Source organism: Vibrio sp. (assembly GCF_038138445.1).
Taxonomy (GTDB): Bacteria; Pseudomonadota; Gammaproteobacteria; order Enterobacterales; family Vibrionaceae; genus Vibrio.
Genome location: NZ_JAYQDQ010000006.1, coordinates 1 through 26,199 on the forward strand (window position 1 = coordinate 1; position 26,199 = coordinate 26,199).

At 41.9% G+C, this 26,199-nt stretch carries 24 protein-coding genes and 1 pseudogene; 21 read left to right on the plus strand and 4 right to left on the minus strand.

Annotated elements, in window-relative coordinates; all coding sequences use genetic code 11:
* Nucleotides 1-38 precede the first annotated feature (38 nt).
* The 14 genes from AAFM34_RS03315 (at nucleotide 39) to pstB (ending at nucleotide 12,793) form a co-directional block, all read left to right on the plus strand.
* Nucleotides 39-524 carry a tetratricopeptide repeat protein gene (locus AAFM34_RS03315; RefSeq protein ID WP_341659959.1) on the plus strand — a complete coding sequence of 162 codons (486 nt, stop codon included), beginning with the start codon at nucleotides 39-41 and terminating at the stop codon, nucleotides 522-524.
* Entirely contained in the window at nucleotides 524-958 is a 435-nt protein-coding gene (locus AAFM34_RS03320; protein ID WP_341659960.1) for a TadE/TadG family type IV pilus assembly protein, read from the plus strand. The genes AAFM34_RS03315 and AAFM34_RS03320 overlap by 1 nt, the downstream gene beginning before the upstream one ends.
* Nucleotides 948-1,517 carry a tight adherence pilus pseudopilin TadF gene (gene tadF, locus AAFM34_RS03325; RefSeq protein ID WP_341659961.1) on the plus strand — a complete coding sequence of 190 codons (570 nt, stop codon included), beginning with the start codon at nucleotides 948-950 and terminating at the stop codon, nucleotides 1,515-1,517. The genes AAFM34_RS03320 and tadF overlap by 11 nt, the downstream gene beginning before the upstream one ends.
* Nucleotides 1,510-2,703, plus strand: coding sequence for a hypothetical protein (locus AAFM34_RS03330; protein ID WP_341659962.1), 1,194 nt, complete (start codon nucleotides 1,510-1,512; stop codon nucleotides 2,701-2,703). Before tadF ends, AAFM34_RS03330 begins: the two co-directional genes overlap by 8 nt.
* Nucleotides 2,704-2,728: 25 nt before the next feature.
* Nucleotides 2,729-3,193 carry a TlpA disulfide reductase family protein gene (locus tag AAFM34_RS03335; RefSeq protein WP_341659963.1) on the plus strand — a complete coding sequence of 155 codons (465 nt, stop codon included), beginning with the start codon at nucleotides 2,729-2,731 and terminating at the stop codon, nucleotides 3,191-3,193.
* Nucleotides 3,190-3,663, plus strand: a complete 474-nt coding sequence (locus tag AAFM34_RS03340; protein WP_341659964.1) for a DUF4266 domain-containing protein — start codon at nucleotides 3,190-3,192, stop codon at nucleotides 3,661-3,663. Before AAFM34_RS03335 ends, AAFM34_RS03340 begins: the two co-directional genes overlap by 4 nt.
* Before the next feature lie 19 nt (nucleotides 3,664-3,682).
* Complete coding sequence (locus AAFM34_RS03345) at nucleotides 3,683-4,906, plus strand: DUF3570 domain-containing protein (protein ID WP_341659965.1); 1,224 nt, start codon at nucleotides 3,683-3,685, stop codon at nucleotides 4,904-4,906.
* Nucleotides 4,896-5,780 (plus strand): FAD:protein FMN transferase, encoded by an 885-nt coding sequence (locus tag AAFM34_RS03350; protein WP_341659966.1) that lies wholly within the window; start codon nucleotides 4,896-4,898, stop codon nucleotides 5,778-5,780. The genes AAFM34_RS03345 and AAFM34_RS03350 overlap by 11 nt, the downstream gene beginning before the upstream one ends.
* Nucleotides 5,774-7,516: a protein-disulfide reductase DsbD gene (dsbD, locus tag AAFM34_RS03355; RefSeq protein ID WP_341659967.1), complete on the plus strand. Its 1,743-nt coding sequence runs from the start codon at nucleotides 5,774-5,776 to the stop codon at nucleotides 7,514-7,516. Before AAFM34_RS03350 ends, dsbD begins: the two co-directional genes overlap by 7 nt.
* A gap of 120 nt (nucleotides 7,517-7,636) precedes the next feature.
* Nucleotides 7,637-9,073 carry a coniferyl aldehyde dehydrogenase gene (locus tag AAFM34_RS03360; RefSeq protein WP_341659968.1) on the plus strand — a complete coding sequence of 479 codons (1,437 nt, stop codon included), beginning with the start codon at nucleotides 7,637-7,639 and terminating at the stop codon, nucleotides 9,071-9,073.
* Between the two features lie 194 nt (nucleotides 9,074-9,267).
* The gene (locus AAFM34_RS03365; protein ID WP_341659969.1) at nucleotides 9,268-10,089 is read left to right on the plus strand and encodes a phosphate ABC transporter substrate-binding protein; all 822 of its coding nucleotides are present in this window, start codon (nucleotides 9,268-9,270) and stop codon (nucleotides 10,087-10,089) included.
* A 91-nt stretch (nucleotides 10,090-10,180) separates the two neighbouring features.
* Nucleotides 10,181-11,113 (plus strand): phosphate ABC transporter permease subunit PstC, encoded by a 933-nt coding sequence (gene pstC / locus AAFM34_RS03370; RefSeq protein WP_341659970.1) that lies wholly within the window; start codon nucleotides 10,181-10,183, stop codon nucleotides 11,111-11,113.
* 21 nt (nucleotides 11,114-11,134) lie between these two features.
* Nucleotides 11,135-11,998 carry a phosphate ABC transporter permease PstA gene (pstA, locus tag AAFM34_RS03375; protein ID WP_160928727.1) on the plus strand — a complete coding sequence of 288 codons (864 nt, stop codon included), beginning with the start codon at nucleotides 11,135-11,137 and terminating at the stop codon, nucleotides 11,996-11,998.
* A 45-nt stretch (nucleotides 11,999-12,043) separates the two neighbouring features.
* On the plus strand, nucleotides 12,044-12,793 hold the full coding sequence (pstB, locus tag AAFM34_RS03380; RefSeq protein ID WP_114784063.1) for a phosphate ABC transporter ATP-binding protein PstB: 750 nt from the start codon (nucleotides 12,044-12,046) through the stop codon (nucleotides 12,791-12,793).
* A gap of 57 nt (nucleotides 12,794-12,850) precedes the next feature.
* On the opposite strand, the gene AAFM34_RS03385 is transcribed toward pstB, so the two are convergent.
* The gene (locus AAFM34_RS03385; protein ID WP_341659971.1) at nucleotides 12,851-14,002 is read right to left on the minus strand and encodes an anthrax toxin-like adenylyl cyclase domain-containing protein; all 1,152 of its coding nucleotides are present in this window, start codon (nucleotides 14,000-14,002) and stop codon (nucleotides 12,851-12,853) included.
* A gap of 209 nt (nucleotides 14,003-14,211) precedes the next feature.
* The gene (sstT, locus tag AAFM34_RS03390; protein WP_341659972.1) at nucleotides 14,212-15,429 is read right to left on the minus strand and encodes a serine/threonine transporter SstT; all 1,218 of its coding nucleotides are present in this window, start codon (nucleotides 15,427-15,429) and stop codon (nucleotides 14,212-14,214) included.
* A 309-nt stretch (nucleotides 15,430-15,738) separates the two neighbouring features.
* On the opposite strand from sstT, the gene AAFM34_RS03395 reads away from it, so the two are divergent.
* Entirely contained in the window at nucleotides 15,739-16,122 is a 384-nt protein-coding gene (locus AAFM34_RS03395; protein WP_341659973.1) for a hypothetical protein, read from the plus strand.
* A gap of 180 nt (nucleotides 16,123-16,302) precedes the next feature.
* Here the strand turns inward: AAFM34_RS03395 and nagB are convergent, their stop codons facing one another.
* Entirely contained in the window at nucleotides 16,303-17,103 is an 801-nt protein-coding gene (gene nagB / locus AAFM34_RS03400) for a glucosamine-6-phosphate deaminase (protein ID WP_341659974.1), read from the minus strand.
* Between the two features lie 333 nt (nucleotides 17,104-17,436).
* Between nagB and AAFM34_RS03405 the strand changes: the two genes are divergently transcribed.
* Together AAFM34_RS03405 and AAFM34_RS03410 are read left to right on the plus strand one after the other, a co-directional pair.
* Nucleotides 17,437-18,591: a tetratricopeptide repeat protein gene (locus AAFM34_RS03405; RefSeq protein ID WP_341659975.1), complete on the plus strand. Its 1,155-nt coding sequence runs from the start codon at nucleotides 17,437-17,439 to the stop codon at nucleotides 18,589-18,591.
* Between the two features lie 155 nt (nucleotides 18,592-18,746).
* Entirely contained in the window at nucleotides 18,747-19,643 is an 897-nt protein-coding gene (locus tag AAFM34_RS03410) for a DMT family transporter (RefSeq protein WP_341659976.1), read from the plus strand.
* 22 nt (nucleotides 19,644-19,665) lie between these two features.
* On the opposite strand, the gene AAFM34_RS03415 is transcribed toward AAFM34_RS03410, so the two are convergent.
* Nucleotides 19,666-20,127 (minus strand): GNAT family N-acetyltransferase, encoded by a 462-nt coding sequence (locus AAFM34_RS03415; protein WP_341659977.1) that lies wholly within the window; start codon nucleotides 20,125-20,127, stop codon nucleotides 19,666-19,668.
* A gap of 279 nt (nucleotides 20,128-20,406) precedes the next feature.
* On the opposite strand from AAFM34_RS03415, the gene AAFM34_RS03420 reads away from it, so the two are divergent.
* The 4 genes and pseudogenes from AAFM34_RS03420 to AAFM34_RS03435 all read left to right on the plus strand — a co-directional run.
* Entirely contained in the window at nucleotides 20,407-21,837 is a 1,431-nt protein-coding gene (locus AAFM34_RS03420) for a methyl-accepting chemotaxis protein (protein WP_341659978.1), read from the plus strand.
* Between the two features lie 369 nt (nucleotides 21,838-22,206).
* A pseudogene (locus AAFM34_RS03425) lies at nucleotides 22,207-22,491 on the plus strand (pyridoxal-phosphate dependent enzyme); the annotation flags it as partial.
* Between the two features lie 391 nt (nucleotides 22,492-22,882).
* Nucleotides 22,883-23,143 carry a hypothetical protein gene (locus tag AAFM34_RS03430; RefSeq protein ID WP_341659982.1) on the plus strand — a complete coding sequence of 87 codons (261 nt, stop codon included), beginning with the start codon at nucleotides 22,883-22,885 and terminating at the stop codon, nucleotides 23,141-23,143.
* A 662-nt stretch (nucleotides 23,144-23,805) separates the two neighbouring features.
* On the plus strand, nucleotides 23,806-26,199 hold a 2,394-nt coding region (locus AAFM34_RS03435; RefSeq protein WP_341659984.1), incomplete at its 3' end, for an inverse autotransporter beta domain-containing protein.

Consider the following 26,199-nt stretch of genomic DNA (forward strand, 5'->3'; position numbering starts at 1 on the left):
AGCCGATACCCCAGAAAAAACAATGCCGCTCACCTTAAGTGAACGGCATTAGTGCACTGGCACCGTCTTCAGAGTTTGATCGGGAATTAGGCCGAGCACATCTTGCTATTGGTAATATCCAATTCGCTGAAAGTAAACTGTTTGATGCTGTTGAGACAAATAAAATGGACGACGTAGCATTAAATAGTTTGGGCGTGGCTTACTCACTACAAAAAGACTACATAAAGGCTCGTGATGCGTTTAAAAGTGCGATAAACATCCGGCCTGATAGCATGGAGTATCGAAATAACCTAGCGTTAGGTTGGCTCTTAGACGGTCGCCCAGAACAAAGTATTCAAATCTTATATCCTATTTACAGCCGAGGGGAAGCAACAAGTAAGATGCGACTGAATCTCGCTTTATCTTATGCGTCTAGCGGTAAACTTGATGCGGCTAAAACTATTGCCTCCGCAGAGCTCAGCCGGTCTGAACTCGAAAGTACGCTTTTTTATTACCAAGCTCTTGCGAAACAAGGAATTCGTTAATGATGTTTCGTCGCAACAAAGGCAGTCAGACGATAGAGTTTGCGATGGTAATATTGCCGCTGATGATGCTTGTGTTGGTCGGCTTTGAGCTGATTCGGCTCATGTGGGTGACTATGGTTTTCGAATCTGCGGTATCGTCAGCGATTCGTGATGCCCGAACCATGATACCTTCGCCTACCGTCGCAGAAAAAATGCGCGAACATATTGCTCAGTTTCCTTTATTGAATTTGGATAATATCCAAATTGATGCTCCAAGCTATGCCGATAGTGTGGCGTCTTTAGCATCAGGTCAGTTGGTCAGCTCGCCTCAGGCTATGCTTGCCCAATATCGTATTAACTATCAATTCCAGTTTTTGTTGGCTCCCAAATTTTCAGAGTCTTTGCCATCTCTGACCAACTTAAGCCGAACAGTGTTGGTTAGTTATGACGCGTAAAGTATACAGGCAATGCGGCTCTGCTGTTATCGAGTTCCCTGCAATGGTTGTGGGGTTTCTGGTGATCGTACTGGGCTTGTTTGCGGTTTACAAAATCTTGTATCTACAAACTCGCTTAGACAGCACGGTCTATTCTCTGGTCAGTGCTGCATCGCGAGCGCTAGTGTCAAATAGGCAAATCACACCTTACTACTCGGATAGTGCTGACCACCTAATGGTTTTGGCGAAACCCTCCTTACCGGCTGATTTGGATTTAAGCCGCGTAGGTTTGATATTGGAAATGCGCTTTTCTTCAGGGAATGAGACCCAAATCATCACCCAACGCTCAGGCAACGATTGTCAGGGTGAAAAGCAGATTGAATCACTTGCCGCTCTTGCTCCCAAAAGTCAGAGAATGATCGCGTCTCTTCAAGGAAAGACGGCTGACCTTTACCAAGTAACTTTGTGTGTGTCTAAACCTTTAGAATCTGTGAACTCGATTTTTGAGTGGTTAAGTTTGCCGTTGCCTACAAAGCTTCAAAGTCAAGCTGCGGTGATTGGGAGAAAGTACAGTGCGTAATCGGGTGTTTGGTTCTGTTTCTTTGTCTTTTCTTGCTTTGTTAGTACCTTTGTTAGCATTAACACTGACTACCATAATGGTTGGGTTTAATATTCAGCTCCACAATCGTGCGATGCAAGCAGCTGATACAGCGGCATTAGCTTGTGCATTTAGTGCCACCTCTGAAGCCGATCTTTCCCAGGCTTACTTAGACTATTACCAACCTAAAATACGTGGGGTGAGCGGCGAGTATCAGTTTGGTACGGACTGTGAGATTAGCATCAGTTATCATCTTGATAGTCCCTTTTCTCTATTGGGCATTGGTCAGGGTTCTAACGCCGCTGAGTCTCGAGCAATGGAGCATACCTACATTCATCATGTAGCAAAAGTGACGCCTACAGAAATGGCGCTAGTACTGGATATTTCTAGTTCCATGGTCGGCTCCATTCAAACCCTGAAAAACATCCTTAGCCGAGCGGTTAATCGCATTGAACATAACAATGTTGAGCTTGCTGGGCGCAGAGCGGTGAGTATCTCAATTGTCCCTTTTTCTGACGGTGTGTCGATTGTTAATCCCGCATGGGCAAATGTCACGGGAGTGCAATGTGCCAATGGGATAAGCAAAGATGAAAACGATAGGTTTTCTGCCGAAAAGACAGTATCTAACTTAGATAAAATTCACTCAGAAAAGACAGTGGAGCTGAAGGAACAAAATGATTTTCTTCTTGATTGCAGCGGCTCTTCACCCGTTATGCCACTGACCGACAATATGAGGGAAGTTAAACACGCCATTGAAAATTTGCAAACTACAGGTGGAACAAGTTCATTTCAAGGATTGATTTGGGGCGCTCGACAGCTCATACCCAAGTGGCGTCAAGAGTGGAATTATCGTCCGTACGCTACTCATCCTACACAAAGGTTAATTTTGATGACAGATGGTGTCGACGGCAGTTCAGCGTTGGATGAGCTTATCTCCGCAGGAATTTGTGATCGCTTGGCAAATGAGTTCGGTATTCAATTGAATTTTATAGGCTTTAATATTCCTGATTATCGACTGGAGCAGTTTAGTCGCTGCGTGGATGCCGCACTCAATATCGAATTGAAAGGTCAAGTTTTGTCGGCAACCAATACTCAGGAACTGGATGAGTATTTTTCAAAAGTATTGTATGTCGACTATGACACGACTCTTAACTTTGGGCAGAAATAAGTTCAGAAAACATAAGGAAATAAAAATGGTTAAGTTATTGGCTATGGTGCTCGTTATATGTATCCCTTTTACCACGTTTGCATTTCAAGAAGGGGAGACACTGACAGAGAGTGCTTCGAATGAATTAAAGTTGGATCCTAATCGACTGACTATTGTCGATTTCTTTGCCGAATGGTGTGTGTCTTGTCGCCATGAATTACCAGTCGTTAATCAGTTATATGGCGAGCTATCTGGTACAGGCGTTACTTTTGTGGGTGTTGACGTTGATGAGGATATTGAAGTCGGGCTGGAATTTCAAAAGTCTTTAGGGCTTAACTTTCCAGTGATCAATGATCCAAAGCAGCAGTTAATTGCACAATTTAAACCCGTAGGGATGCCAGCTCTGTATTACGTTTACCAAGGACAAGTGGTGAAAGTTCGTTTTGGCGCTATTACGGATATTCGTAGCGTTATTTTAGATGATTTGGCCCAAATGGGAGTTCAGTTATGAGGCTAAGCATAGTGATATCAACTCTTTTGCTTACTCCAGCTGTGTTTGGTGCAGCGCCCAAACTCGATTTGAGTCATTTGGGTAAAAAAAGCACGGTGGAGAATGAGCCTTCAGCGCAGCAAAAGACGGTTGAAGAAGAGGTTATTTCAACTCAGGTATATACCAGTGGCCGCTCTGAAGTTGGGGTTCGGCGCAATATTGAATTGGTGAAACCAAAGGCAGAGAACTTAAATTTACCCAAGTTAGCACCCGAGGCAGAGACCAATGACGCCTCCGCCTTGGCTTTTGTCGATGAAGCGCTTGGTATTGAGGCGGTCAAACCCTGGCAAAAAGGGACACTCGCTAAAAAAGAAATGAAGCCCGGTGGGCCTGTACCTGAATTCGATTTGTTTTCTGAAAAAGTCTTTTCGTACAAACAAGGCTCAGTGGGTGGCAGTGGCGTCGGTGGCGGCGGTTGCGGTTGTAACTAGATTATCAAACTAAATAACAATGAAGAAATTACCTATTACTCTGCTTGGTGCAGCGGCTGTGGCCAATAACGTAATGGCTGAAGATCATATTTCAGTACACTACCTGAATTACCAAGAATACGATGACAAAGTGAAAGCTGGTGACAGTATCGTTTCGATTGAAAAAAGCATTGGTTTGGATTGGACAATTAACCTTGAACTGGGCTACGACACTGTCTCTGGGGCATCTCCAGCATGGGGGCCAACAACACCGATCGCGAGTGTGGCGGATAAAAATAATCGAGCACTCAAAACTTTGCAAGCACAGGGGATGACAGACCAAGTTATACGTGCAGGTTATGATCCAAACAGCAGTAACTACAAAGTGCAAAAGTACGAACTAGAAGACACTCGTCAATCAATTAATGGCAGCGTCACTTATCGAGATGAGCTGCGTAATGAATGGACTTTTGGTGGTAACTATTCCACCGAAGAAGACTATAGAAGTCTTGGCGTGAATGCCAAAGGGTTAATATATGCAGACTCCCAAAAGAACCGGTCATACAGTTTGGGTATGTCAGCTTTATTTGATGAGACCATGGCGTTTGGTAAGTATGAAACTACGGGAAACTCTCAAGCTTGGGAAGATATATTTACTGCCAACTTAGAAGCTGGATTATCGCAAACTTTTACGCCTAATTATTATATGATTTTAACGGCTTATGCGGGATATCGCTCCGGATATTTGAGTAACCATTACTTGACCGTCCTAAGGGAAGTAGATATTGATGGCAATGGTAGTATAGGGTCTGATGAAGTCTTTTTGGGTCAGGATTCGCGTCCAGATAAACGCGTGTCTGGTGGTGTAAATATTCAAGCTTTCTGGTCCCTGGCTGAGTCCATTGTGCTGCGTCCGCGTTACAAGTTTTTCAATGACGACTGGGGCGTTAGCTCGCACCAGATTGGAGGCAAATTTTCCTGGCAGTTAAATAGTTGGCTAACACTAGCGCCTGGATATTTTTGGTACACACAATCGGCGGCTGACTTTTACCGTGACCCTGATGGAAGTGACCCAACTTTTGCATCAACAGGATATGCAACATCGGATTTGCGCCTAGGAGATTTTACCGCTAACTCGTATGAACTTGGAGTGAGTGTAAAGCTACATAAAACGCTACGTTTGAATCTATTGGGCGCTTATTATGAGCAATCCAATGGATTTGAAGCCCAGTGGTGGGCGGTTGGAGCAACCTATGAATTCTAATCTTCCTTTTATACATAGGTTTCAAGCCATGACAGTCGTGTGTGAAGTCCAGCTATACGGCACTACTGATGCGAAAAGTATCGTGGCGATGATCGAATCCAATACCCGGCGATTAGAAGAAAAGTATAACTTCTATTCACAGTCATCATGGCTTAACCAAGTTGTTAATCAGCGTAAAACTTCTACCGTGATTTTGGATGATGAAAGCCACACAGTGTTTGAAGTTGTTAGACGTTTAGTCGATGGAACCAAAGGAATATTCGATCCAACGGTTGGAACAGTTAAGTCGCTAATCAATAAAAAACCCGAACTGGATAAATCTACGGCTTATGAGAGTGCTAAACACTTTATGGGGCCTCAAGCTTGGTCGATAGCAGAACATACGCTTACTGTCCCAGCAATAGAGACTCAGTTTGATCTTGGTGGGGTGATTAAGGAATTTGCCGTTGATCAAGCGATTAATATCGCTCAGTCACTGGGTGTATCATCAGCATTGGTTAACTTTGGCGGAGATATTAGAGCCTTGGGTCAAAAGCCAGATGGCTCTGCGTTTAATGTGGCGGTCAGAAACCCAAAGAATAAAAGTGAACCGTGGTTCTCTTTGCCATTAGTGAATGCGGCGCTGACCACTTCGGCTCATTATGAGCGGAATTTTCAATTTGCTGATCAGCAAAGCTCGCACATTCTATCTCAATACGGAACACATCCTAACGTACTCTCAGTCAGTGTATTGGCTCCGACAGCCCTAGAGGCCGGTGCATTGAGTACCGCACTTACTATTGATCCCAAACTAGAAGTACCAAGCGACGTTGGGGTTGTATTTATTGACGATCAATTATCCATCCATCAGGACACGGAGTTTGTCGCATGCTAAGGACGTTTATTCTTGCTCTTTTCATCTACTTTCCTTGGTTCTCTTTGGCGCAGGAACAAGAGTTTCTGCCCGTTGAGGAGGCCTTCCCTTATCAATGGTCTGTGACAGAGCAAGGGGTACAGATCCATTTTGCTATCCAGCCGCAATATTATCTCTATAAAGGCAGATTTAAGTTCTCTACCAATAGCAAAGTTTTGCTCAGCGAACCTCAGTTTTCATATGCGGGCAAACCTAAGCAAGATAAGTATTTTGGTGATGTGGTTGTCTTCAATCAGCCTGTAACAGTGCTTATTCCATACAGTGGGGAAGGGAAAATTAGAGTCCGCTATCAAGGCTGCTCTGAACAAGGTTTATGCTATTTACCCCAGACAATAACACTGGATTTACCAGCTCGTTTGTCTAGTTCATCACCTATTTTGAGTTGGAAAAATATTAATGTCTTAGCGGAAAATACCACAGGATTATCTGAACTATTGGCCCATACGCCCAAAGCACAAGCCTTGTTGATTTTCTTTTTGCTCGGTCTTGGTCTTTCCCTTACCCCCTGCGTTTTACCTATGGTGCCAATCCTTTCGAGTATTATCGGCGGTGATGCTAAGATGACCGGCAAGAAAGGGCTGTTGCTGTCAACTTCCTATGTGTTTGGTATGGCTTCAAGCTATGCATTGACAGGTATTTTGGTGACCACCTTAGCCAAAGGGGTCAACCTTCAAGCGGCCATGCAGCAGCCATGGTTATTGTCTCTGTTCGCTATCGTATTTGTTCTCCTTGCATTGGCCATGTTTGGTTTTTATGAACTACAGCTTCCATCGACACTACAGCAAAAGCTGACTTCTCGTTCAGATAACATCGGTGGTGGTAAAGTTGCTGGTGTCTTTGCCATGGGCGCTTTATCTGCTTTGGTCGTGTCACCTTGCGTGAGTGCGCCATTAGCAGGCGCTTTGTTGTACGTGTCGACCACACAAGACTGGGTGTTAGGTGGTGTGACCTTATTTGTTATGGCATTAGGCATGGGGGTACCACTGATTTTAATTGGGATTAGTGGGGGTAAGTTGCTGCCTAAGTCCGGACCTTGGATGGTCGTCATCAAGCAAGTATTCGGTATTTTGTTACTTGCCGTGGCGATTGTTTTGGTCAGTCGATTTGCGCCATCATGGCTTATTATGCTTTTTTGGGCAGTGCTTGCCATTGGTAGTGGTATTCATTTTGGAGCTTTGGACTCTGCTCTACCTGGTTGGGCGAGAACGAGAAAGCTAGCGGCATTTATGTCTTTGTTTTACGGCTTGATTATTTTTGTGGGCATGTTACTTGGCTCACACGATCCTCTTAAACCTCTGAACCTTGTCTCTGCACCAACCAAACAAGGGCAAACGTCTGTATTGCCTTTTGTCAAAGTGGATTCTGTACGCGCATTAGATCAAAGCTTAGCTTTAGCGAAGCAGCAAAACCAGCGGGTAATGTTGGATCTGTACGCGGACTGGTGCGTGTCGTGTAAGGTCATTGAAAGCGAAGTGTTTACTGATCGAATGGTACTTTCTAAGTTTTCTGACTGGAAGACAATAAAGTTTGATGTCACTGAGAGTACTCCTGAACAGATGGCTTGGTTAGCAGATCGAAACGTATTTGGCCCCCCTGCGGTCTTCTTTTATGATGCAAGTGGATCAGAAATTGCTCCGCAGAGAGTGGTAGGCACTATCGGTCTTGAGCATTTTAAGTCGGTTATAGCTAAGCTGTAATGCCGTTAAAGTACATAGATTCTGATGACTTGATTAGAATTGTGTTTTTGGTCACTGCGCTTCGCAATGTGGGCATACTATAGTTATCGGACATAAGGGGCAATTGAGTAATATAACCAGATGGAAGGCGTTGTTGATTTTAGTCGCTGGCAAAAAGAGCATGTCCGCACTCAAGAGGAGCTTTACCAACTCTATGCGGAGGTAAAAACATATTATCAAAACGATCCTTTTTCGACCTATAGTACCCGTGTAGAGAGGCTGAAATCTCTCAAACGGGTATTGGTTGAAAACCAAGACGCTCTTGTTGATGCACTGAGTCTAGATTACGGCTCAAGAACTCGCTTCGACAGCCTAGTTTGTGATTTACTCCCAGCAATAATGCACATCAATTACACCATTAAACATCTCAAAAAGTGGATGCGATCGAGTCGGAGAAAATCTGGTTTGTTCCTATTTCCATCTTCGGTGAGAGTCGAGTATCAGCCTCTTGGTGTGGTGGGGGTGATCGTCCCATGGAATTTTCCAATTGTTTTGAGCATTGCCCCAATTGCTACCGCTATTGCAGCGGGCAATCGCGTCATGGTTAAGTTAAGCGAGCATACTCCTCACACCAATCTTGTATTAAGTAATATCTTTACCAGTGTGGAGGGGCATATTTATCCAGTTGAGGGTGAAGCTGATATCTCAAGCTATTTTTCTAAGCTGCCTTTCGATCATCTTATTTTCACTGGTTCAACTCAGGTCGGGAAATTGGTTGCTCAAGCTGCGGCGCACAACCTGACTCCCGTTACCTTAGAGCTGGGGGGGAAGTCACCAGTCATCATAGATAATGACATCGATTTAAGATCTGCTGTGGATGCGGTATTACTTGGTAAATCGATTAATTCAGGGCAAATTTGCGTCTCACCAGATTACGTACTCCTACCTAAAGGAAAAGAACAGACATTTGTTGATCTGTATCTTAAACGCTACCAAGAGCTGTATTTGCAAAACAACGACACGACTAGTATCACACACATCATTAACTCTGCTCAATATCAGCGGCTTAGCAGTATGTTAGAGGATGCTCGTGATAGAGGCGCTGTTGTACACACAATTGAAAATGTTGCCTTGCAAGAGGGCCAGATGCTACCTCACCTTATTACGGGTGTCACAGAACATATGCAGGTAATGCAGCAAGAGATCTTCGGCCCTATTTTACCTGTGATTGGCTATAACCACCTCTATGAAGCATTGAGCTATATTAATTTCAACCCCAGACCACTCGCTTTGTATTTGATGTCAACCGATAGAGTTTTGCAGCGCCAAGTCATCGAGCAAACACACAGTGGCGGTGTTGCTATCAATGATTCCTTGCTGCAGGTTGCCATCGAAGATGCCCCTTTTGGCGGCATTGGAGCATCGGGCATTGGCCAATATCATGGGAAAGAGGGCTTTTTGACCTTTTCCAAAGCGAAAACGGTTTTGTATACACCAGCTTGGTTACCAAGAAGCGCCATATTACTTCGCTTTAGAAACGCGGCTGAAAAGCTCCTCAGTTGGTTGTTTATTCGATAAAAATGTATAACTTATATATTTCGATGGTTTTCATCTGTTGCATAGTGTTTTTGACTATCAATAGAAAACTCAAAATAAACTTACCTTGTCATAGAGGCTTCAACGAAGTGAAACACAACTGTCACAATTGAGTCCTAAAGTTAGCATCGATCATGTGAAACAAAGTGGCAATGATGCCAACTAAGGAAATTGTGATGAAAAAGACAGTTATCGGTGCAATAGCACTTCTAGGTGCAATGGCAGTGACTTCCGTTTCTGCTAAGGAAACGATCTCTGCGGTAGGCTCTAGTAGCGTAACGCCACTGATGGAAGTTTTCTCAGAAACATACATGAAAACACACTCGAACGTGTTTGTTGAAGTGCAAGGCCCAGGTTCATCAGCTGGTGTCAAAGCGGCAAAAAATGGCTCGGCAGATCTTGGCATGTCATCTCGCAACTTAAAAGCATCAGAAAAGGAACCTGAGCTTAAAGAAATGAAAGTGGCGCTTGATGGTATAGCGGTTGTGGTTAACCCTAAAAACACGCTGCAAGCTTTAACTGCTGAGCAGGTTAGCTCAATTTACAAAGGCGAAGTAACTAACTGGAAACAGGTTGGTGGTGAAGACAAACTTATCGTTACCATTACTAGAGACACGGCTTCTGGTACACGCGGCGCGTTTGAAGACATCATGAAGCTTACCAAAAAAATCTCTGGTACCAAGGTATCGGCCATTTCACAGCGCGCGCAAGTGGCGAACGGTAATGGCGCACTGAAAACTATGGTTGCTTCAAACCCTTACGCTATCGGCTATATTTCTCTAGGTACAGTGGATAACTCAGTCCATGCTTTGCCAATTGATGGTGTGGAAGCCACTGTCGATAATGTGAAAAATGGCTCGTACAAAGTAGCTCGTCCATTCTTGGTTTTGTACAAAGAAGGTAAGCCTTCAACTGAAACACAACAATTCCTAGACTGGATGCACACTCCTGAAGCTCAATCTCTGGTTGAGAGTAATGGCTACATCTCAGTTCACTAATCATATTGATATTTTTATTGCTCGGCCTGCTTTGGGCTGAGCTTTTGCTTTACTTCGAGCAAACTCAGTTTGTAAGAAGGGTATGACGATTATGACCATTGCAACAAATAGTGACGAGCTTATGAATACTCAAGCGACTCAGTTACCCAAGCCACGTTTGCGCACTAAACGTCGCGTTGATGTGAAAGAGCGTATCTTTCATGGCTTATTCCTCACTAGTGCCGTGATTGGCATTGTGTCTCTGGCGGTTATTGCCTACTTCATTGTTCAAGAATCCATTCCTGCCTTTGAGGAAGCTGGTGTCTCTGGCATTGTTCTTGGACATGACTGGTTGCCCCCAGCGCTTTATGGTGTGGCGACTATGATTGTCGCCTCTGTAGTTTCAACGTTTGGCGCTGTATTAGTCGGCGTCCCTGTGGGGGTTTTGACCGCTATTTTCATCGCTGAAATTGCGCCTAAACGTCTTGCAGATATTATCCGTCCTGCGGTAGAACTATTGGCAGGGATCCCATCGGTTGTGTACGGGTTCTTTGGCCTTGTCATCATAGTACCTTTAATTCAAGATATTTTTGAGGTGCCGGCTGGGAATACCATCTTGGCTGGGATTATTGTTCTAGGCGTGATGATTCTTCCGACCGTTATTACTGTTTCTGAAACGTCAATTCGCGCTGTGCCTCACACCTATAAAGAAGGCTCGTTGGCACTTGGCGCTTCTAAAATATTCACGATTTTTAAATTGCTTGTTCCCGCTGCGCGTTCAGGGATCATGACGGGGGTTATTTTAGGAATTGGCCGTGCGCTTGGCGAGACAATGGCCATCATTATGGTGATGGGTAATGCGCCTGCTATGCCGCAAGGTATTTTAGATTCAGCGCGTACTTTAACCGCCAATATCGCGATTGAAATGTCATACGCGAGCGGTGTGCATGCCAACGCTTTATATGCGACTGGCGTAGTGCTTCTGGTATTTATCATGATGCTAAATGCTGCACTGCTTTATCTCAATCGTGAAAAAGCCAAATAAGCGGACGAGGAAGTAATCATTATGGATCGCACGGCATTAAAACAACATCGCCAGTTTAAAGATAATATTTTAAACGCTTTAATCTGGACTGCTGCGGCATTGACCGTTGGATTTTTATTCTGGATCATCTGGTACATATTATCCAATGGGCTCCAACACGTAGATTGGAACTTTATTACCGACAACTACACTCGTACAGGTGAAGAGCATGGCATCTTCCCTATGATTGTCTCCACGCTTTATATGGTTATCGCTTCGATTGCGGTTGCCGCTCCGATTGGGATCATGACGGCGATTTATCTTACCGAATATGCCAAGGTAGGTAGTAAGCTCGTTAAAGTGATTCGTTTTTGTACCGAATCTCTCGCAGGCATACCTTCTATTATCTTTGGTTTGTTTGGTATGACTTTCTTTGTAGCCATTCTCGGACTGGGCTTTTCGATTCTTTCCGGTGCTTTGACCCTAAGTATTTTGATACTGCCGGTGATTATTCGTACCACAGAAGAAGCCTTGATGGCGGTGCCTCAGACTTATCGGGAAGGCTCATATGGCCTAGGTGCTTCCAAGATTTATACTATTTGGCGACTTATTCTGCCAAGCGCTATGCCGGGGATCATTACTTCTGTTATTTTGAGTATTGGCCGAGTGATTGGTGAATCTGCACCAGTATTTTTGACCGCAGGCATGGTGGCCCGCATACCTGACTCGCTTCTTGACTCAGGTCGAACCCTAACGGTTCACTTATACAAGCTCACTACGGAATTATTTACTATTGAAGAGTGGAATCAAGCATATGGTACAGCGACAGTGCTGATTGTGGTGGTTCTTGTGATCAACATGATCACCAAGCTCATTGCGCGCCGATTTAACACGGCGAACTATTAGGCAACAGAGCGTTAAAGACCCATTTAGATTTAAGAGATAAAGATCATGAACAAATTTGATATCGAAAACTTAGACCTGTTTTATGGTGACAATCAGGCACTCAAGTCGATTAATTTACCGATTCCTGTTCGTCAAGTAACCGCATTAATTGGACCATCTGGCTGTGGGAAGTCAACCTTGCTTCGTTGTCTTAACCGCATGAACGACCTGATCGAAGGTGTTAAAATCACAGGTAAGTTGGATATGGATGGCAATGATATTTACGGCAATATCGATGTGGCAGATCTGAGGATAAAAGTTGGCATGGTATTCCAAAAGCCCAACCCATTCCCAATGAGCATCTATGAGAATGTGGCTTATGGCCTAAGAGCGCAGGGCATCAAGGACAAAAAACACATTGATCAGGTTGTTGAGCGCTCATTACGCGGCGCCGCTTTGTGGGATGAGGTAAAAGACCGTCTCAAGTCACATGCGTTTGGTTTATCTGGTGGCCAGCAGCAGCGCTTATGTATTGCGCGCACCATTGCAATGGAGCCAGATGTGATTTTGATGGACGAGCCAACTTCGGCGCTTGACCCTATTGCGACCCATAAGATCGAAGAGCTAATGGAAGAGTTGAAAAAGAACTACACCATAGTGATTGTTACCCATTCAATGCAGCAGGCTCGCCGAATTTCAGATCGCACCGCTTTCTTCTTGATGGGTGAGCTGGTGGAGCATGACTCTACTCAGGTTATTTTCAGCCAGCCTAAAGATGATCGTACTAAGGGCTACGTGAATGGTGACTTTGGCTAAGTTTTAGAATCGTAAGATTATCACTATAACAAAAAGGCGATGGTCTCTTGCCCCTCATTACGAGGGGCTTTTTTGTGGGTGACTATAGTTTTCAGGAGGAGAGAGTACTTCTGGTTTAGATAACTCAGTTTCTGGAATATTGGTGTCCCACTGATAATTTCTTAGTGGTGAGGCACTGCTGCTATTAACTTTACCAGTTTGGCTCCAAAGTCGATTGGGATAGAAGATATAGCCAAGTTTGAGCATATCCTTGGCTAGCGTTTGTAACTCTTGCTGGTTGGTCGCGCCAACCACTTGTTCCCACGGGGTAAAAGTAGTAATAGGATAATCTAATTCGGTGACAGGATTATCAACTTCACAGCCATGATGAATCACATGACTAGCGCCGGCCTTCTGATTGATTTCCTGTTTCACTTTCTGAGTAAGATGTGAAATTTTGCCTAGGTCAGCATCGACTATTCTACGCTCTTTTTGGGCAAGTGCGTTTTGTACTATTTTTACCATGGGCTTAAGCCGTGTTGGTTTGTCAGAATTAAATTGGCTTAGATGTGGAGCGACGCAGAAGAAATCATAGTCTGCAGTTAAGGGGACACTATTTGATGGCTCTGCCAGTACTATAAGTGGTTCTGTGCTCTGCCCTTTCTTAGTCATTACCCAATAGCCTTTTTTAAGGTGTGGCATCACTTTAAACATGGGTAGAATATCTGCGTGATACCGACGATGAAAATGTGCATACTCGCTAACAGGCATACGTTCATTTGGATAAAGAATAAAATCTTGGTGAGGCTTTCCATGACTGGTGACTTCAATGGCCCCCTCACTTTTCGATATCACATGAAGCATTTGTTGTTTAATGAGGGACTGCAATCTTTCACCAGAGATCAGCAAAGGTACTGCTTTTGCATAGCCGTCACGTATAGATTCAGTGACTTTGAGATTGAATTTCTCTATCTCTTCTTGGCCTTTATGAACCAACTTACTATAGGATTGATCGCAACATATAAAGCCAGCTTGTGGGCCCCAATCTGAGGACTTGCCTTTTACATGCAAATCTTTGGTTGCGTAACCTTCTTCAATAAGAGCGGTAGAGAGCGGGTTTACAGGGCGAATCATAACAATACAGTCGTGTCTCTTAGCTGTATTTATAATAATATTTTTGTGGGCAGGAACGATTCCCGATTGTTGAACCGCAGAGTCACCGAAATACATAATCGTTAAAATAGTGATGGATGATACAGGTCAATATATCCAACGAGGTGGCTATGAGCTTGGCAATTTCGCCCAATACTTATGTAACTTTAAACCAATGAAGAATGGTTAGGCTTTGTTACTCGAGTGAATTAGGATAATACTGCCAGTGCTTCTGCAGATACAAAAAAGCCCCGATATTCGGGGCTAAGTATTCAATCGAGAGGAGATTAGGCGTGTTGCTTGTGCTTGGCTTTGCATACAGCGGCAGTAAATACTACGTCTGTTGAGCTGTTTAGTGCTGTCTCAGCAGAGTCTTGTACAACACCAATAATAAAGCCTACCGCGACAACTTGCATTGCGATCTCATTTGGAATGCCAAATAAACCACATGCCAGAGGAATCAGTAATAGCGAGCCACCGGCAACGCCTGATGCCCCGCATGCAGATACTGCAGCAACAATGCTAAGAAGCAGAGCGGTAAGGATGTCGATTTCGATCCCCATAGTATGTACAGCAGCCAGCGTTAATGTGGTAATGGTGATTGCAGCACCCGCCATGTTTATCGTTGCACCAAGTGGGATAGAGACAGAATAGGTATCTTCATCAAGCTGTAGCTTCTCACATAAGGCCATATTCACTGGGATATTTGCCGCACTTGAGCGAGTGAAGAAAGCCGTAACACCACTTTCGCGCAGACATTGGAACACTAGCGGGTATGGGTTTTCGCCAGTTTTAACCAACACAATAATTGGGTTCACAACTAAAGCGATAATGATCATAGCGCCAAGTAAAACAGCCAATAGTTGTGCGTAGCCTGCTAATGCATCAAAACCTGTTGTAGCAAGTGTCGATGATACAAGACCGAAGATACCAAATGGAGCGAGACGAATAATAAAGCGTACGATTTGTGAAACGCCATGGCTAAGATCTTCAAACACGGCTTTGGTTGTCGAAGATGCGTGGTGCAAAGCCAAACCTAGACCAATTGCCCAAGCCAAAATACCAATGTAGTTTGCTTCCATTAGCGCATTAACTGGGTTATCTACGATCTTAAATAGCAGCGTATTCATGACTTCGCCGATACCTTGAGGTGGCGTTGCACCTTCAGCACCAGACACGAGAGTTAATGTTGTTGGGAACATAAAGCTTAATGCGACGGCTGTCAGTGCTGCGGTAAAGGTACCAAATAGGTACAGTACGACAATTGGGCGCATGTAAGTGTGTTGGTTCTTTTTCTGGTTGGCGATTGAAGCGGCAACAAGGATAAAAACAAGAATGGGGGCGACAGCTTTTAAAGCACCGACAAATAGACTTCCAAGTAAGCCAACATTTTGTGCATATTCAGGAGATATGGTGGCAAGACCCACACCGAGAACGATACCGGCTAAGATCTGTAACACCAAATTTCCACGCGCAAAACGGGCAAAAATTGAGTTGTGTTGCATAGTTTTCCCTGCAATGAATTGTTATATAAATTTCACGTGATTTCAGTTTTCGATAACTGACAGCGCTAATACTAGCGATTTGAAATAATGTGTCTAGGGTTAATTGACATAGAGAATGAAAATTCGGACATATGCACTGATGGCAAGGACAAATCTTGGTGCAAATGCTCTTCCGGTATCCATTGTTAAATAATTCTTTTTTACTGTGAAGTTATTATTATGAGCTGAACTTAAGCTATATATTGTGGGTAAGAGAGAATTAGGTATACACTTTAAAACACGGCAAATCTTATTGTTTGGGCTGATACCATGGCAGAAAAAAAGCCAAAAGAACCGGAAGAGGCAGTAGAGCTTAAGCAAGGTGGAGAAGAGCAAGACGCACAACCTCTTTCACCGGAAAGTATCCAATGTGGTGAAGATGTTTTCAGCGATGTGAAACCACTGAATGAAGTGGCTTTCTTTATCATGACACCAACAGGGAAAATATTTAAGGGTAAGACCAAGTATGTTGGATTACATTCGAATAATCTGATGCTGCTTGAGCCACCTAACGCGTCACCAAAAGAACTCGCTGTTTTTTTCAGCGTGGATTTCCTATCAAAGCTTGTGCGATTTCTTCACAAGTGCTTGAAGCTGTGGTTCGCAATGTTAAGACGACAGGTCGCTACAATAAGAACAATAAGATCGGTGTGAAGTTTGAAGAGAGCAGTCTTGAACCTGTGGCAAATTTAATCGATAACCTGCATTTTTGCCGAATGAGTCAAAAATTCACTTTGTAGTTTTTCTCACTAAGGCCATGTTATACTTTATTTTTCAGCCAAAGCCTAACTTTAATTCCGTTTGGCTTTGGCAAACGTAACTGAGTATCAGGGGCTAAAAACCTTTGATATTTTCTGCTTCTAGTTCAGTAAAGTACTTAACAGTTTTTACTTTCAGCTCTTGCGTTGAAGGTTCGTCACAAACAATCACAGATTTAGGATGAAGTTGTAGAGCAGACACTGTCCAAAGATGATTAACACATCCTTCCACAGCCGCTTCTAGTGCAAGAGCTTTATTATGCCCAGTCACCAAAATCATAATTTCTTCAGCATCGAGTAGTGTGCCGACGCCTATGGTTAAAGCATATTTAGGAACTTGATTGATATCTCCATCAAAGAAACGAGAGTTAGCAAGACGCGTCTCTTCAGTCAGTGTTTTTATTCGAGTTCGTGAAGACAGAGAAGAAGCGGGTTCATTAAAAGCAATGTGGCCATCATTACCGACCCCCCCCATGAACAAGTTAACATGGCCATAAGATTTTATTTTATCTTCATAGCGCTGACACTCGGTTTCATGATTGTCGGCGTTACCATCTAAGAGGTTGATATTCCGTTCTTGAATATCAATATGATTAAAAAAGTTCTTGTACATAAATGAGCGGTATGATTCTGGGTGATCGGCTGGTATGCCGATGTACTCATCCATGTTAAAGGTCACAACGTTTTTGAAACTCACTTTTCCTGCTTTATATAACTCTATCAGTGCTTTATAAGTTGCTAGTGGTGTACCGCCAGTTGGAAGCCCAAGAACAAAAGGGCGTGTTTCCGATGGATTAAATTGATTAATGCGTTTGGCAATATGGGCTGCAGCCCACTGACCAACTTGGGCGGCTTCACGTAACGGGATGAGTCTCATTGGTAACCTCTGATGAAAAATAATAGCACTCTATTTGTTATTTTTTATTATAAAATAAGATCCGAGCCTAGGCTATTGTTTTCCACTAATCTTACTAAAAATTTGATTTCCTCGCTTTTAAAATAGTCTTTTTTGGAGATTTTGTTAATAAAACTTTTCATCGAGAAATAAGAGCTAATATTTGATCTTGAGGGTGATTTTTTACTTTATTCATCAACTAATCTCAATAGTACTGTACACTTAGATAATAAAGATAAATACGTCAAGCCTCGGGAAAATCCTGGGTTTATAGAAATAGAGCAATTTTGAACTATATAAGAAGAAAGTAAGCTGATGAATTTGATAGGGATCGCGATTGGCGCAACGGGTTTGTTACTACTGGGCACATTTATATGGATGCTCGTGCTACAAATGCGTAAAACGAAGTTAGAGCAAGAACGCGTAGAGCGTGGCATTGCCAAGCGCAAAGCACTGGAAAAAAATCGCCAGCAAGAAGAGAAAGATCGCGTCCAAAAAGCAGAAGGTGGAGATATACCCACGATTTTGTTCCTCGCTAAAGAAGCTGAGCGGATGAACCAAAAGGATGCAGTTTATTGGTACACGAAAGCGGCACAGCTTGATAATACCACTGGTATGTTTGGTATTGTACGTCTGAGTGAGAAACTCAATGATGTTGTTTTAAAAGAACAAGCAAAATTTTGGCAAGTGTGTATCCAAGCTCAAGAAGGTAGTATGCCTCATAAATTTGAGATGGCGACTGCACTCTTTAATGGTCTGGGTACAGAGCAAAATGTGGAGAAGGCCGTTCAGGTCATGCGAAATGCTGCAGATAGTAACTATGTCGAAGCTCAGCTATTTTTAGGTGAATGGTTCGTATCGCCCAGGAACCCAGAGCCTAATCCAAGCCTGTCGACTCAGTACTACCAAAAAGCAGCTGCGATGAGAAGCAATGAAGGGCGTTTAAAGCTTGGTCAAAACTATCTGAATGGGATTGGTGTTGCACCTAATTTCCTCAAAGGCTGTTACTGGATGGAGCGGGCTGGTGAGAAAGGGCATACAGAATCCATGTATCAAGTCGCTGAAGCGTGGATGAAAAGGCCACCTGATGGAGAATGTGTGGCATATATCTGGTTGTTTGTTGCTGCTCATCTTGGCCATAAACAAGCTGCAGGGCTTCGTGATCAAATCGCTCTAACTATTGGTGTTGATACGGTTGTGGGCTTGCAATCTCTTGCTAAGCCGATTTTGAAGAAAATTCGAGAGAATAAGGTGGGTAAGCACTCGGTGATTAAAGCCTTAAATAAGCTCTATAAGCGGGGTATTATCTTAGAAGATCAAGAAGTTTTGCAGGAACAAGATCCTGATACCGATGCCGAAGCTCCTCAAGATACTGTATCTACAGAACCGGCGAGTGATGAAGCTTCAGCTAATGCGCCGTCTTCTGATAAGAACCTTGATTTTACTCAGTCAAATATAGATAAAGCTTAGCGGTTTATTACTCCGGCATTGGTGTTTTTATGACCAAATATTTACAGTATTACAAAACCACCTTCTTGATTTACATTTATTAATAAATGGTAACTTTTGATTGATTATTATCGCTAATTCGCTCACATTAGGCGAAAACAATAGCGAGGTAACCAATGTCTACAGCGAGCTTTGTACGCTTAATTTGTCTTGCTGCCATTTGGGGCAGTTCTTTTCTCTTCATGAAGATTTCGACTTTTACCTTTGGCCCGGCATTTCTTATTGAGTTTAGAGTTGGTTTTGCCGGGCTTAGTTTATTTCTGGTTTCTATTTATTTGCGTAAAAAGCTAGCGTTTTTGGATAACTTTAAGCATTTCATGATAATAGGCTTATTCAATTCAGCGCTACCATTTTTATTGTTCGCCTATGCAGCTCAAACCCTTAACGCCTCAACTCTTGCAGTGCTTAACTCTACCGCGGCGATCTGGGGAGCTTTAATAGGTGTGTTTTGGCACAAGACTATTTTGACACTAAAAGCCTTCGTTGGTATGGGTTTTGGAGTCATTGGTGTGGTTGTACTCGTTGGGCTAGATGCGGTGAATATAGGTATCGATGCGACTTTGCCAATTGCTGCAGGTGTGATGGCTGCTTGCAGTTATGGTTTAGCAACCAACTATACCAAAACAGCGCCAAGTATTGATTCCTTTGAAAATGCGCATGGCAACATGTGGGCAGCGGTGCTTTGGATTTTGCCTTTGCTTCCTTTTGTACCTATGCAAGGAGAGCCTTCTATCAAAGAAATGTGGTCGGTACTGGTGTTAGGAGTTCTGTGTACGGGTGTAGCCTACTTGCTTTACTTCAGATTAGTTGTTGATGAAGGGGCCTCTTCCGCGCTGTCAGTGACATTTTTGGTCCCTGTATTCGGTATTCTGTGGGGGGCGCTTATTCTTGATGAACCTATAGGATTGAATACTTTTGTTGGTACATTTCTAGTTCTATCGGGGACTATGTTAGTGACTGGATTTTCACCTGCTCAACTTATTCGTAAAAGACAAAAGATTGAGCAGGTATAGTTATCATCACTTAGCTTTACGGTTAACAGCTTAGCTCTAAGGTCATAAAGTTACTGTTAGGGTCGGGTTGATAGTTTGCAAAGGGAGAGCAGTACTTAAAGCCGAATTTTTTGTACAACTCTCTTGCTGGTTTGAAAAATGACATGGAGCCAGTCTCTAGGCTAATACGCTGGTATCCATCATTCTTCATTTGAACGATGATATGTGACAATAATGCGGATGCGACCCCCTGATTACGCGCCTTTTCAGCAGTGCGCATTGATTTTAATTCGACATGTGAGTCAGAAATGGGTTTGATCGCGGCGCAGCCTAGCAATTCATCTTCTTTCCAACTTGTCCAAACTATGGTGCCTTGTTGTTGCAATTCTTTTTGATCCAATGCATGAACACTCTCCGGTGGTGATGTGGCATTCATATCTTCCATGTGTTCTTCAAGGAGTTTTATTACTTTAGGGTGATTTAATTTATCTACTTTAATTTGCATTCCTTGCCCTTGTAGACGATTTAAAAACGTCACTCATTCTGCATCATACTCTTTTTGAAGACAAATACTCTTCTAGTTGTATATGTGAGTTACATCAAACTACTGATTGCAGTACGATGATTTGTATAATAAAGCCTTAGATCTCATAAATAACAATTCACTAGGTTCATCTTTCAATTGATGCTTGATTCTAATCTCATAAATCAATCTTATAGATCAGCAGCTCAAAAAATCGATATCTCATATTGAAATTACCAATAATAGGACGAGTGAATTAAGATGAAAGAAGTTAAATTTAGGACGATAGATAAATTGTTCATAAAAATGTCTATCAACGACAAAGTATGGATACTGTTCGTTCTTTTTTTAGTTGCCATAGGAAGCATTGCAGGGAAAGGGCTTTATTCGCAATTGCAGCAAATAGAATCTCGGGCGATTGAGATTGCACATCAGCGATTGGATGCCATCATTCATGCAGTACCTGTCAATTCAATAGAGAACCAAGTCGACATTAGTAAGGTTGAACGTGTTAGTGAGCCTAGATATAAAAATGGCGTCGCAACCGTATCTAAAAAAAGCTCTGATGGTTCGATTTACCAACTCACATTTGATAATCAAGCACAGGATCGTCAAGCACGCTCCCGAGCTATATATGATTTAGTTTGGGCGAGTATTTGGCTGGTACCTTTTGCTCTTTTTTCCTATTGGACCGCGACTTTTATTGGCGGTGCGCTATGGGTTTTGCATACTACAACGCAGAAAATAGCGGCTGGAGATCTAACCTCACGTTTGGGTTTCCACCCCGGGCGCGATGAGTTTGGAACTATTGGTTGTGCGTTAGATGATGCTATGGATACGCTAACTGATCTGGTGAACAACGTTAAAGCCAACACCGATACTTTAAGTGAAACGTCAGCATGTTTTGAGCAAGAAGCCAAGCTCAGTGAGGATCAGATTCATTATCAATATACTTCTTTAGATTCGGTTGCTACGGCGATGGAAGAAATGACGGCGTCTGCCAAAGAAGTCTCTAGCATAGCCCAGCAAGCAATGCACAGAACGGAAAGTGACATGCAGCACATTGACCAAAGCCAAAAGCGTGTTCAACTTACCATTGATCAGATAGACCAGCTTTTGGGTTATATTGAGCAATCCTCTCAATCGGTAGAAGCTCTGAATAAAAAGACAGCCGAGATTCATGAAGTCATTACTACGATTAATAGGGTGTCTGAGCAGACCAATTTATTGGCGTTAAACGCAGCGATTGAAGCGGCAAGAGCGGGAGAGCAAGGCCGTGGCTTTGCTGTAGTTGCAGATGAAGTTCGAGCACTTGCTGGCAGTACACAATCAGCAACCATTGAAATTCAATCAATGATCGAAAAGCTACAATCTGAAAGTGGTACTATTGCTCATATCACTCAGAAAACGGTTGAACAAGCACGGACAAGCAGTCAAATGACCCAAGAGGTTGGTGATGATATACGCTCGATTTTTAATTCTGCACAATCACTCATGGATATGAACATTCAAATCTCAACGTCTGCTGAGCAGCAAAGCACGGTAGTTAATGATATTGCGTCCGAGTTAAGTGATATCCGCTCTACGGCGAATACGATTCGTGAAGTGGCTGAAAAATCATCAATTGGAACCCGTAATCTGACCAAAGCGTCATGTTCACTGGCAGGTATATTGTCGAAATACTCAACGTGATAAAATAAACGCTTTAATGTGTTAAATATTATTGAGTGTGTTTACCACACTCTTTTTTATTATGGAACTGCTCCTACTAGTCATCAATACTTTATATTTATAAGATTAATATAAACTTTAATGGATTGTGATTTTATAATAAATGATATGGTTTTTATTATTTTTATAACTAATTGGTGGTATTTTATATGAGGTTTTTAATTGGCGAGTTTAGTTTATATATTGGAATGTGACTATATGAATAAAGTATATGATGATCATTCTTTTACTATCGGTAACACACCCTTAGTAAGATTAAATAGAGTCAGTGAGGGTAAGGTATTAGCCAAAGTAGAGTCTCGTAATCCAAGCTTTAGTGTTAAATGTCTGATTGGCGCTGGATTTGTTCCTCAGAACTTAGACTTGAACCTTATCGATCGTGTTGAACTAGTTGAGTCGGATGAAGCCATAGAAATGGCAAGGCGCCTGATGAAAGAAGAAGGTATTCTAGCCGGTATTTCTTCTGGAGCCGCTGTGATAGCAGCGAATTGTATGTCAAAGCTGGAAGAGTTTGAGGGAAAAACGATAGTAACTGTATTACCTAGTTCTGGTGAGCGTTACTTGAGTTCTACACTGTTCTCTGGAGTTTTTTCCGAAAAAGAGATACGCCAGTAAGTAAAGCTGCTATTAAGAATGCATTACTATTCTAACTTTAAATCTATAAAAATATAATTTTCCTATTTTTTCTTTAATAATCAATACACTAATTTAGTTTAATTACACTATTTTGAATGGTTTTTATAGGTTTATTTTACTAAAACCATGTATTTTGATTTAATAATAAGTAACGGAAGAGGTGGTGTTTCCTTTGCAAATGGAAGAGTGAAATATGCCTTTCCAATTTGTAGCTTTTCTTATGCTGGAAGACTAATAAGATACTGAATTTACATAGGTTCGAATCTACATGTATATTAAAGTATAAGCTTATAAAGCTAAATTAATTATAAATATTATTATAGTGAAAAGATAATATTTGATCTTATTAATTTATTTTTAAGGTGTAAAGATGTCATTTAAAAAAGTTATGCTTGCAATTGAATCTTATCAAGCGGTTACTGGTCAAGAAGGTCAACATATTGATGAATTTTACTTGGCAGTAAAATGTTTTTTTAGTCAAAGTAAACTATTAGAAATTAGAGATAAAGAAAGTTTAAAAAATAGGGTGCTATATCATATTAATCAAGAAGAGAGATTTTGCCAATTGATAAGTAATTATGAAGCCGAGGATATAATTCAAGATATTAAAAGATTTATTATTCCTGCTTGATAACTCTAATATTTTATCTAATAGATATTAATTTTATAACGTGGTCTATTGGTCACGTTTTTTATTTTTTAAATAATAGTAATGACAATTAATTGTCAGTTATTAGTGATGTATAAATTTAATTAATAGAATAAAAACAATAATCTCCCCTAATTCTACCGATTTAGTTAACCTCAAATTTTTTGAAAAAATTGGACGTAGGACCAATAAACCTCTTAGCAAAACTAAAAATTATTCATTCTAAATTATGATATGGACTCTTAATATGCATTTAGAAGTTCGTTGAGTGTATAGATGAGATTTGATACAAAGCTGTTGATTGACTTTAGAAGCAGAATTTTTGTATCAAAAAACTTGAACGAACGGCTTATAAATTCTTGAATGCTATCTCCGCACCTAGAAAAGCGTATACGCAAACCATAGAGCAAAGACATTACTTACGAAAATCACGAAATTTTTCTGGAAAGTAATATAAGCACGAAAAATCCTTGGAAATATGACTTGATAGTAGTTTAATTACTCTAAATTAAGCATCTGATTTATAAAGGTTAAAGTTACTTAAAATTTATTTTCTTCTTCATCTTTATTTTTTTGGTTATTTTTTGACCTATCGATGGTTGTTCAAACTTTCGTAAAGATAATCCAATGATGAGGCAAGGTGAATGATGAGTTCTTTTCAAAAAGCAGTACAGCACCAAACTTGGCCAATTTTGCCATTGGTATTGATGGCTCAGATAACATGTCAGCTATGTATATCGGCTACTGGTTTAGTTCTGTCGAGTGTTATTGGCAAGTTAACTCGTATCTTTGTGACTATCGTTATTCTTTTCTTTGCTATTTCTGGACATAGTCAATCTGTGAAGAATACAGTAAAACGTAAACCCATGTCTCGCTATTCAACATTGACACAGCGAGTTTCTGAAAGTTCTCCTTTGTTAGGCATAAAGGACGCTCAATATCCCTTTATCCACATTTATGTTGGGAATTCAGTCCCCACCCAAACGTTTATGCGAGATGTTCTTGTGGCTGTGCCTACTATTCATCTATTTTTATGGCGGTACAAAGGTATTTATCGCTTAATGGGAAAAAGCGACAATCTTGAACAAGATTTGAAAACCATCCAAAAAAACGTCGCACCAGATGCCTATATATGGACTTTGGAACAAGAAGATTTAAGCGACCATTTGAGTCCTGAATATGTAATGGATATTTCAAATATCGATGAGTTCAAGAGCGATGGACAAAGAGAACTTGCTCAAACTCTTATGGAAATTGAGGCTGGCGGTGCTAATACTGCTGCGCTTAAGTCTGTAGCTTTGTCTCGTATTGGCCCGTATGTAGAAAAAGAGGTCTCCTCTTTAGTTCAAAATGCACTGGGTTCTTTTGGGACCGCTGATGTGGATGTGGACTTTGGACCTGACTTTTCGCCTAAAAATGGCCAAATAGAAGTTTTCTTGCCATTTTTCACGAACGACAATTCTACCTGGTTCGCGCAATCTGGCGTGGTTTTTAATGAAAAGGCTAGGTATGAAGGGCGCACATTTGCACATGCAGGAATTGGTTATCGTCGACAGTTATCTAAAAATATTATGTGGGGGGTGAATGGGTTTTACGATGTTGACCTTATAAAGCAGCACAAACGTGCCAGTCTTGGTTTGGAAGAATGGATAGAGAACTATAAACTCTCAATGAATTACTACTTTCCTCTGAGTGGTTGGAAATCAACTGATGCTATGACTGATCATTTACACAGCATAGAGGAACGCCCTGTATCAGGTTTTGATTTAAGAGGTGAAGGGTATTTGCCAAATTACCCTCAGTGGTCAGCAGAGGTTTACTATGATCAAAAACTCGGTGACTTAGTTGGTGCTTCTAATGACAGTCAGCCACGCAAGAATCCTTATTCTTTAGGTTTCAATATTAACTATACACCAATGCCTTTAATTGAACTCTACTCTGGTTATCAATATGAGAAGGGTGCTGGAAATGATTTCCAACTTGGTATCAAGTTTCATTATCATTTTGGGAAAAGTCTACAAAGCCATTTGTCAAATGATAAAGACTTGACTCATTCGAATTTGAGAAAAAGCATGTTGTCTAGAGCCGTGAAAAGAAATGCCAATATTGGGTTGGAGTATCGTTATATTCCATTTAGTTTCCAATTAGAGCAAAACCATATAACGGTTAAAGAGGGGCAAACTATTCATGTCTCAGACTACTATTCTGTTCATGGTGTTCAAAATCTTCAACGATTTGTTCTAGAGGTGAGAGGCAGTGATGATATGTCTGATCCGAGTACACGTACAGAGGTTCAATCGAGCCAATATATCTCGGATCTTACATACGATATGGAAGGGGATCAGATTCAGAGTACTAAAGTAATAACCATTATTGCCCATTTACGAAATGGCAGGCACGTTGTTTCTCCCTCTATGCACATCTCTGTATTAGCATCTGATGATCATAATGCTATCGATATACAAGACAAAGAGGATCCGATGACAGTAGCAAGTGTCAAGCGAGCTAAAGAGTCAATGGGCTCTGACCAGAATAGTGAGGTGATAGATCCTGAGTTGGAAGGAAATGCGCAAACAGATTCGCAACACCTTGCGTTGGATGAAGGCTCTGATGTCAAATCTGACATGTCAGGTGAAGAGCCAACATCTTCTAGCCAAATTGAGGGTGAAGTTTCTGAGCAGAAAGAAACATTAACCCTTGGAAAAGTTGTTCAGAATGTCCAGCCAGCCCCGTTGGATGAAGCATCGATGAATGTTCAGGCTACCAATCCAAAGGCGGAAGGAAATACTCAACCAGATCGACAACCACCTGTGTTGGATAAGGGTGACGTATCTGGTGGTATGTCTGACGTGTCAGGTGAAGAGCCAACATCTTCTGGGCAGAACGCTGAGGATAAAGGTTCTGAGCAGAAAGAAACATTAACCCTTGGAAAAGTTGTTCAGAATGTCCAGCCAGCCCCGTTGGATGAAGCATCGATGAATGTTCAGGCTACCAATCCAAAGGCGGAAGGAAATACTCAACCAGATCGACAACCACCT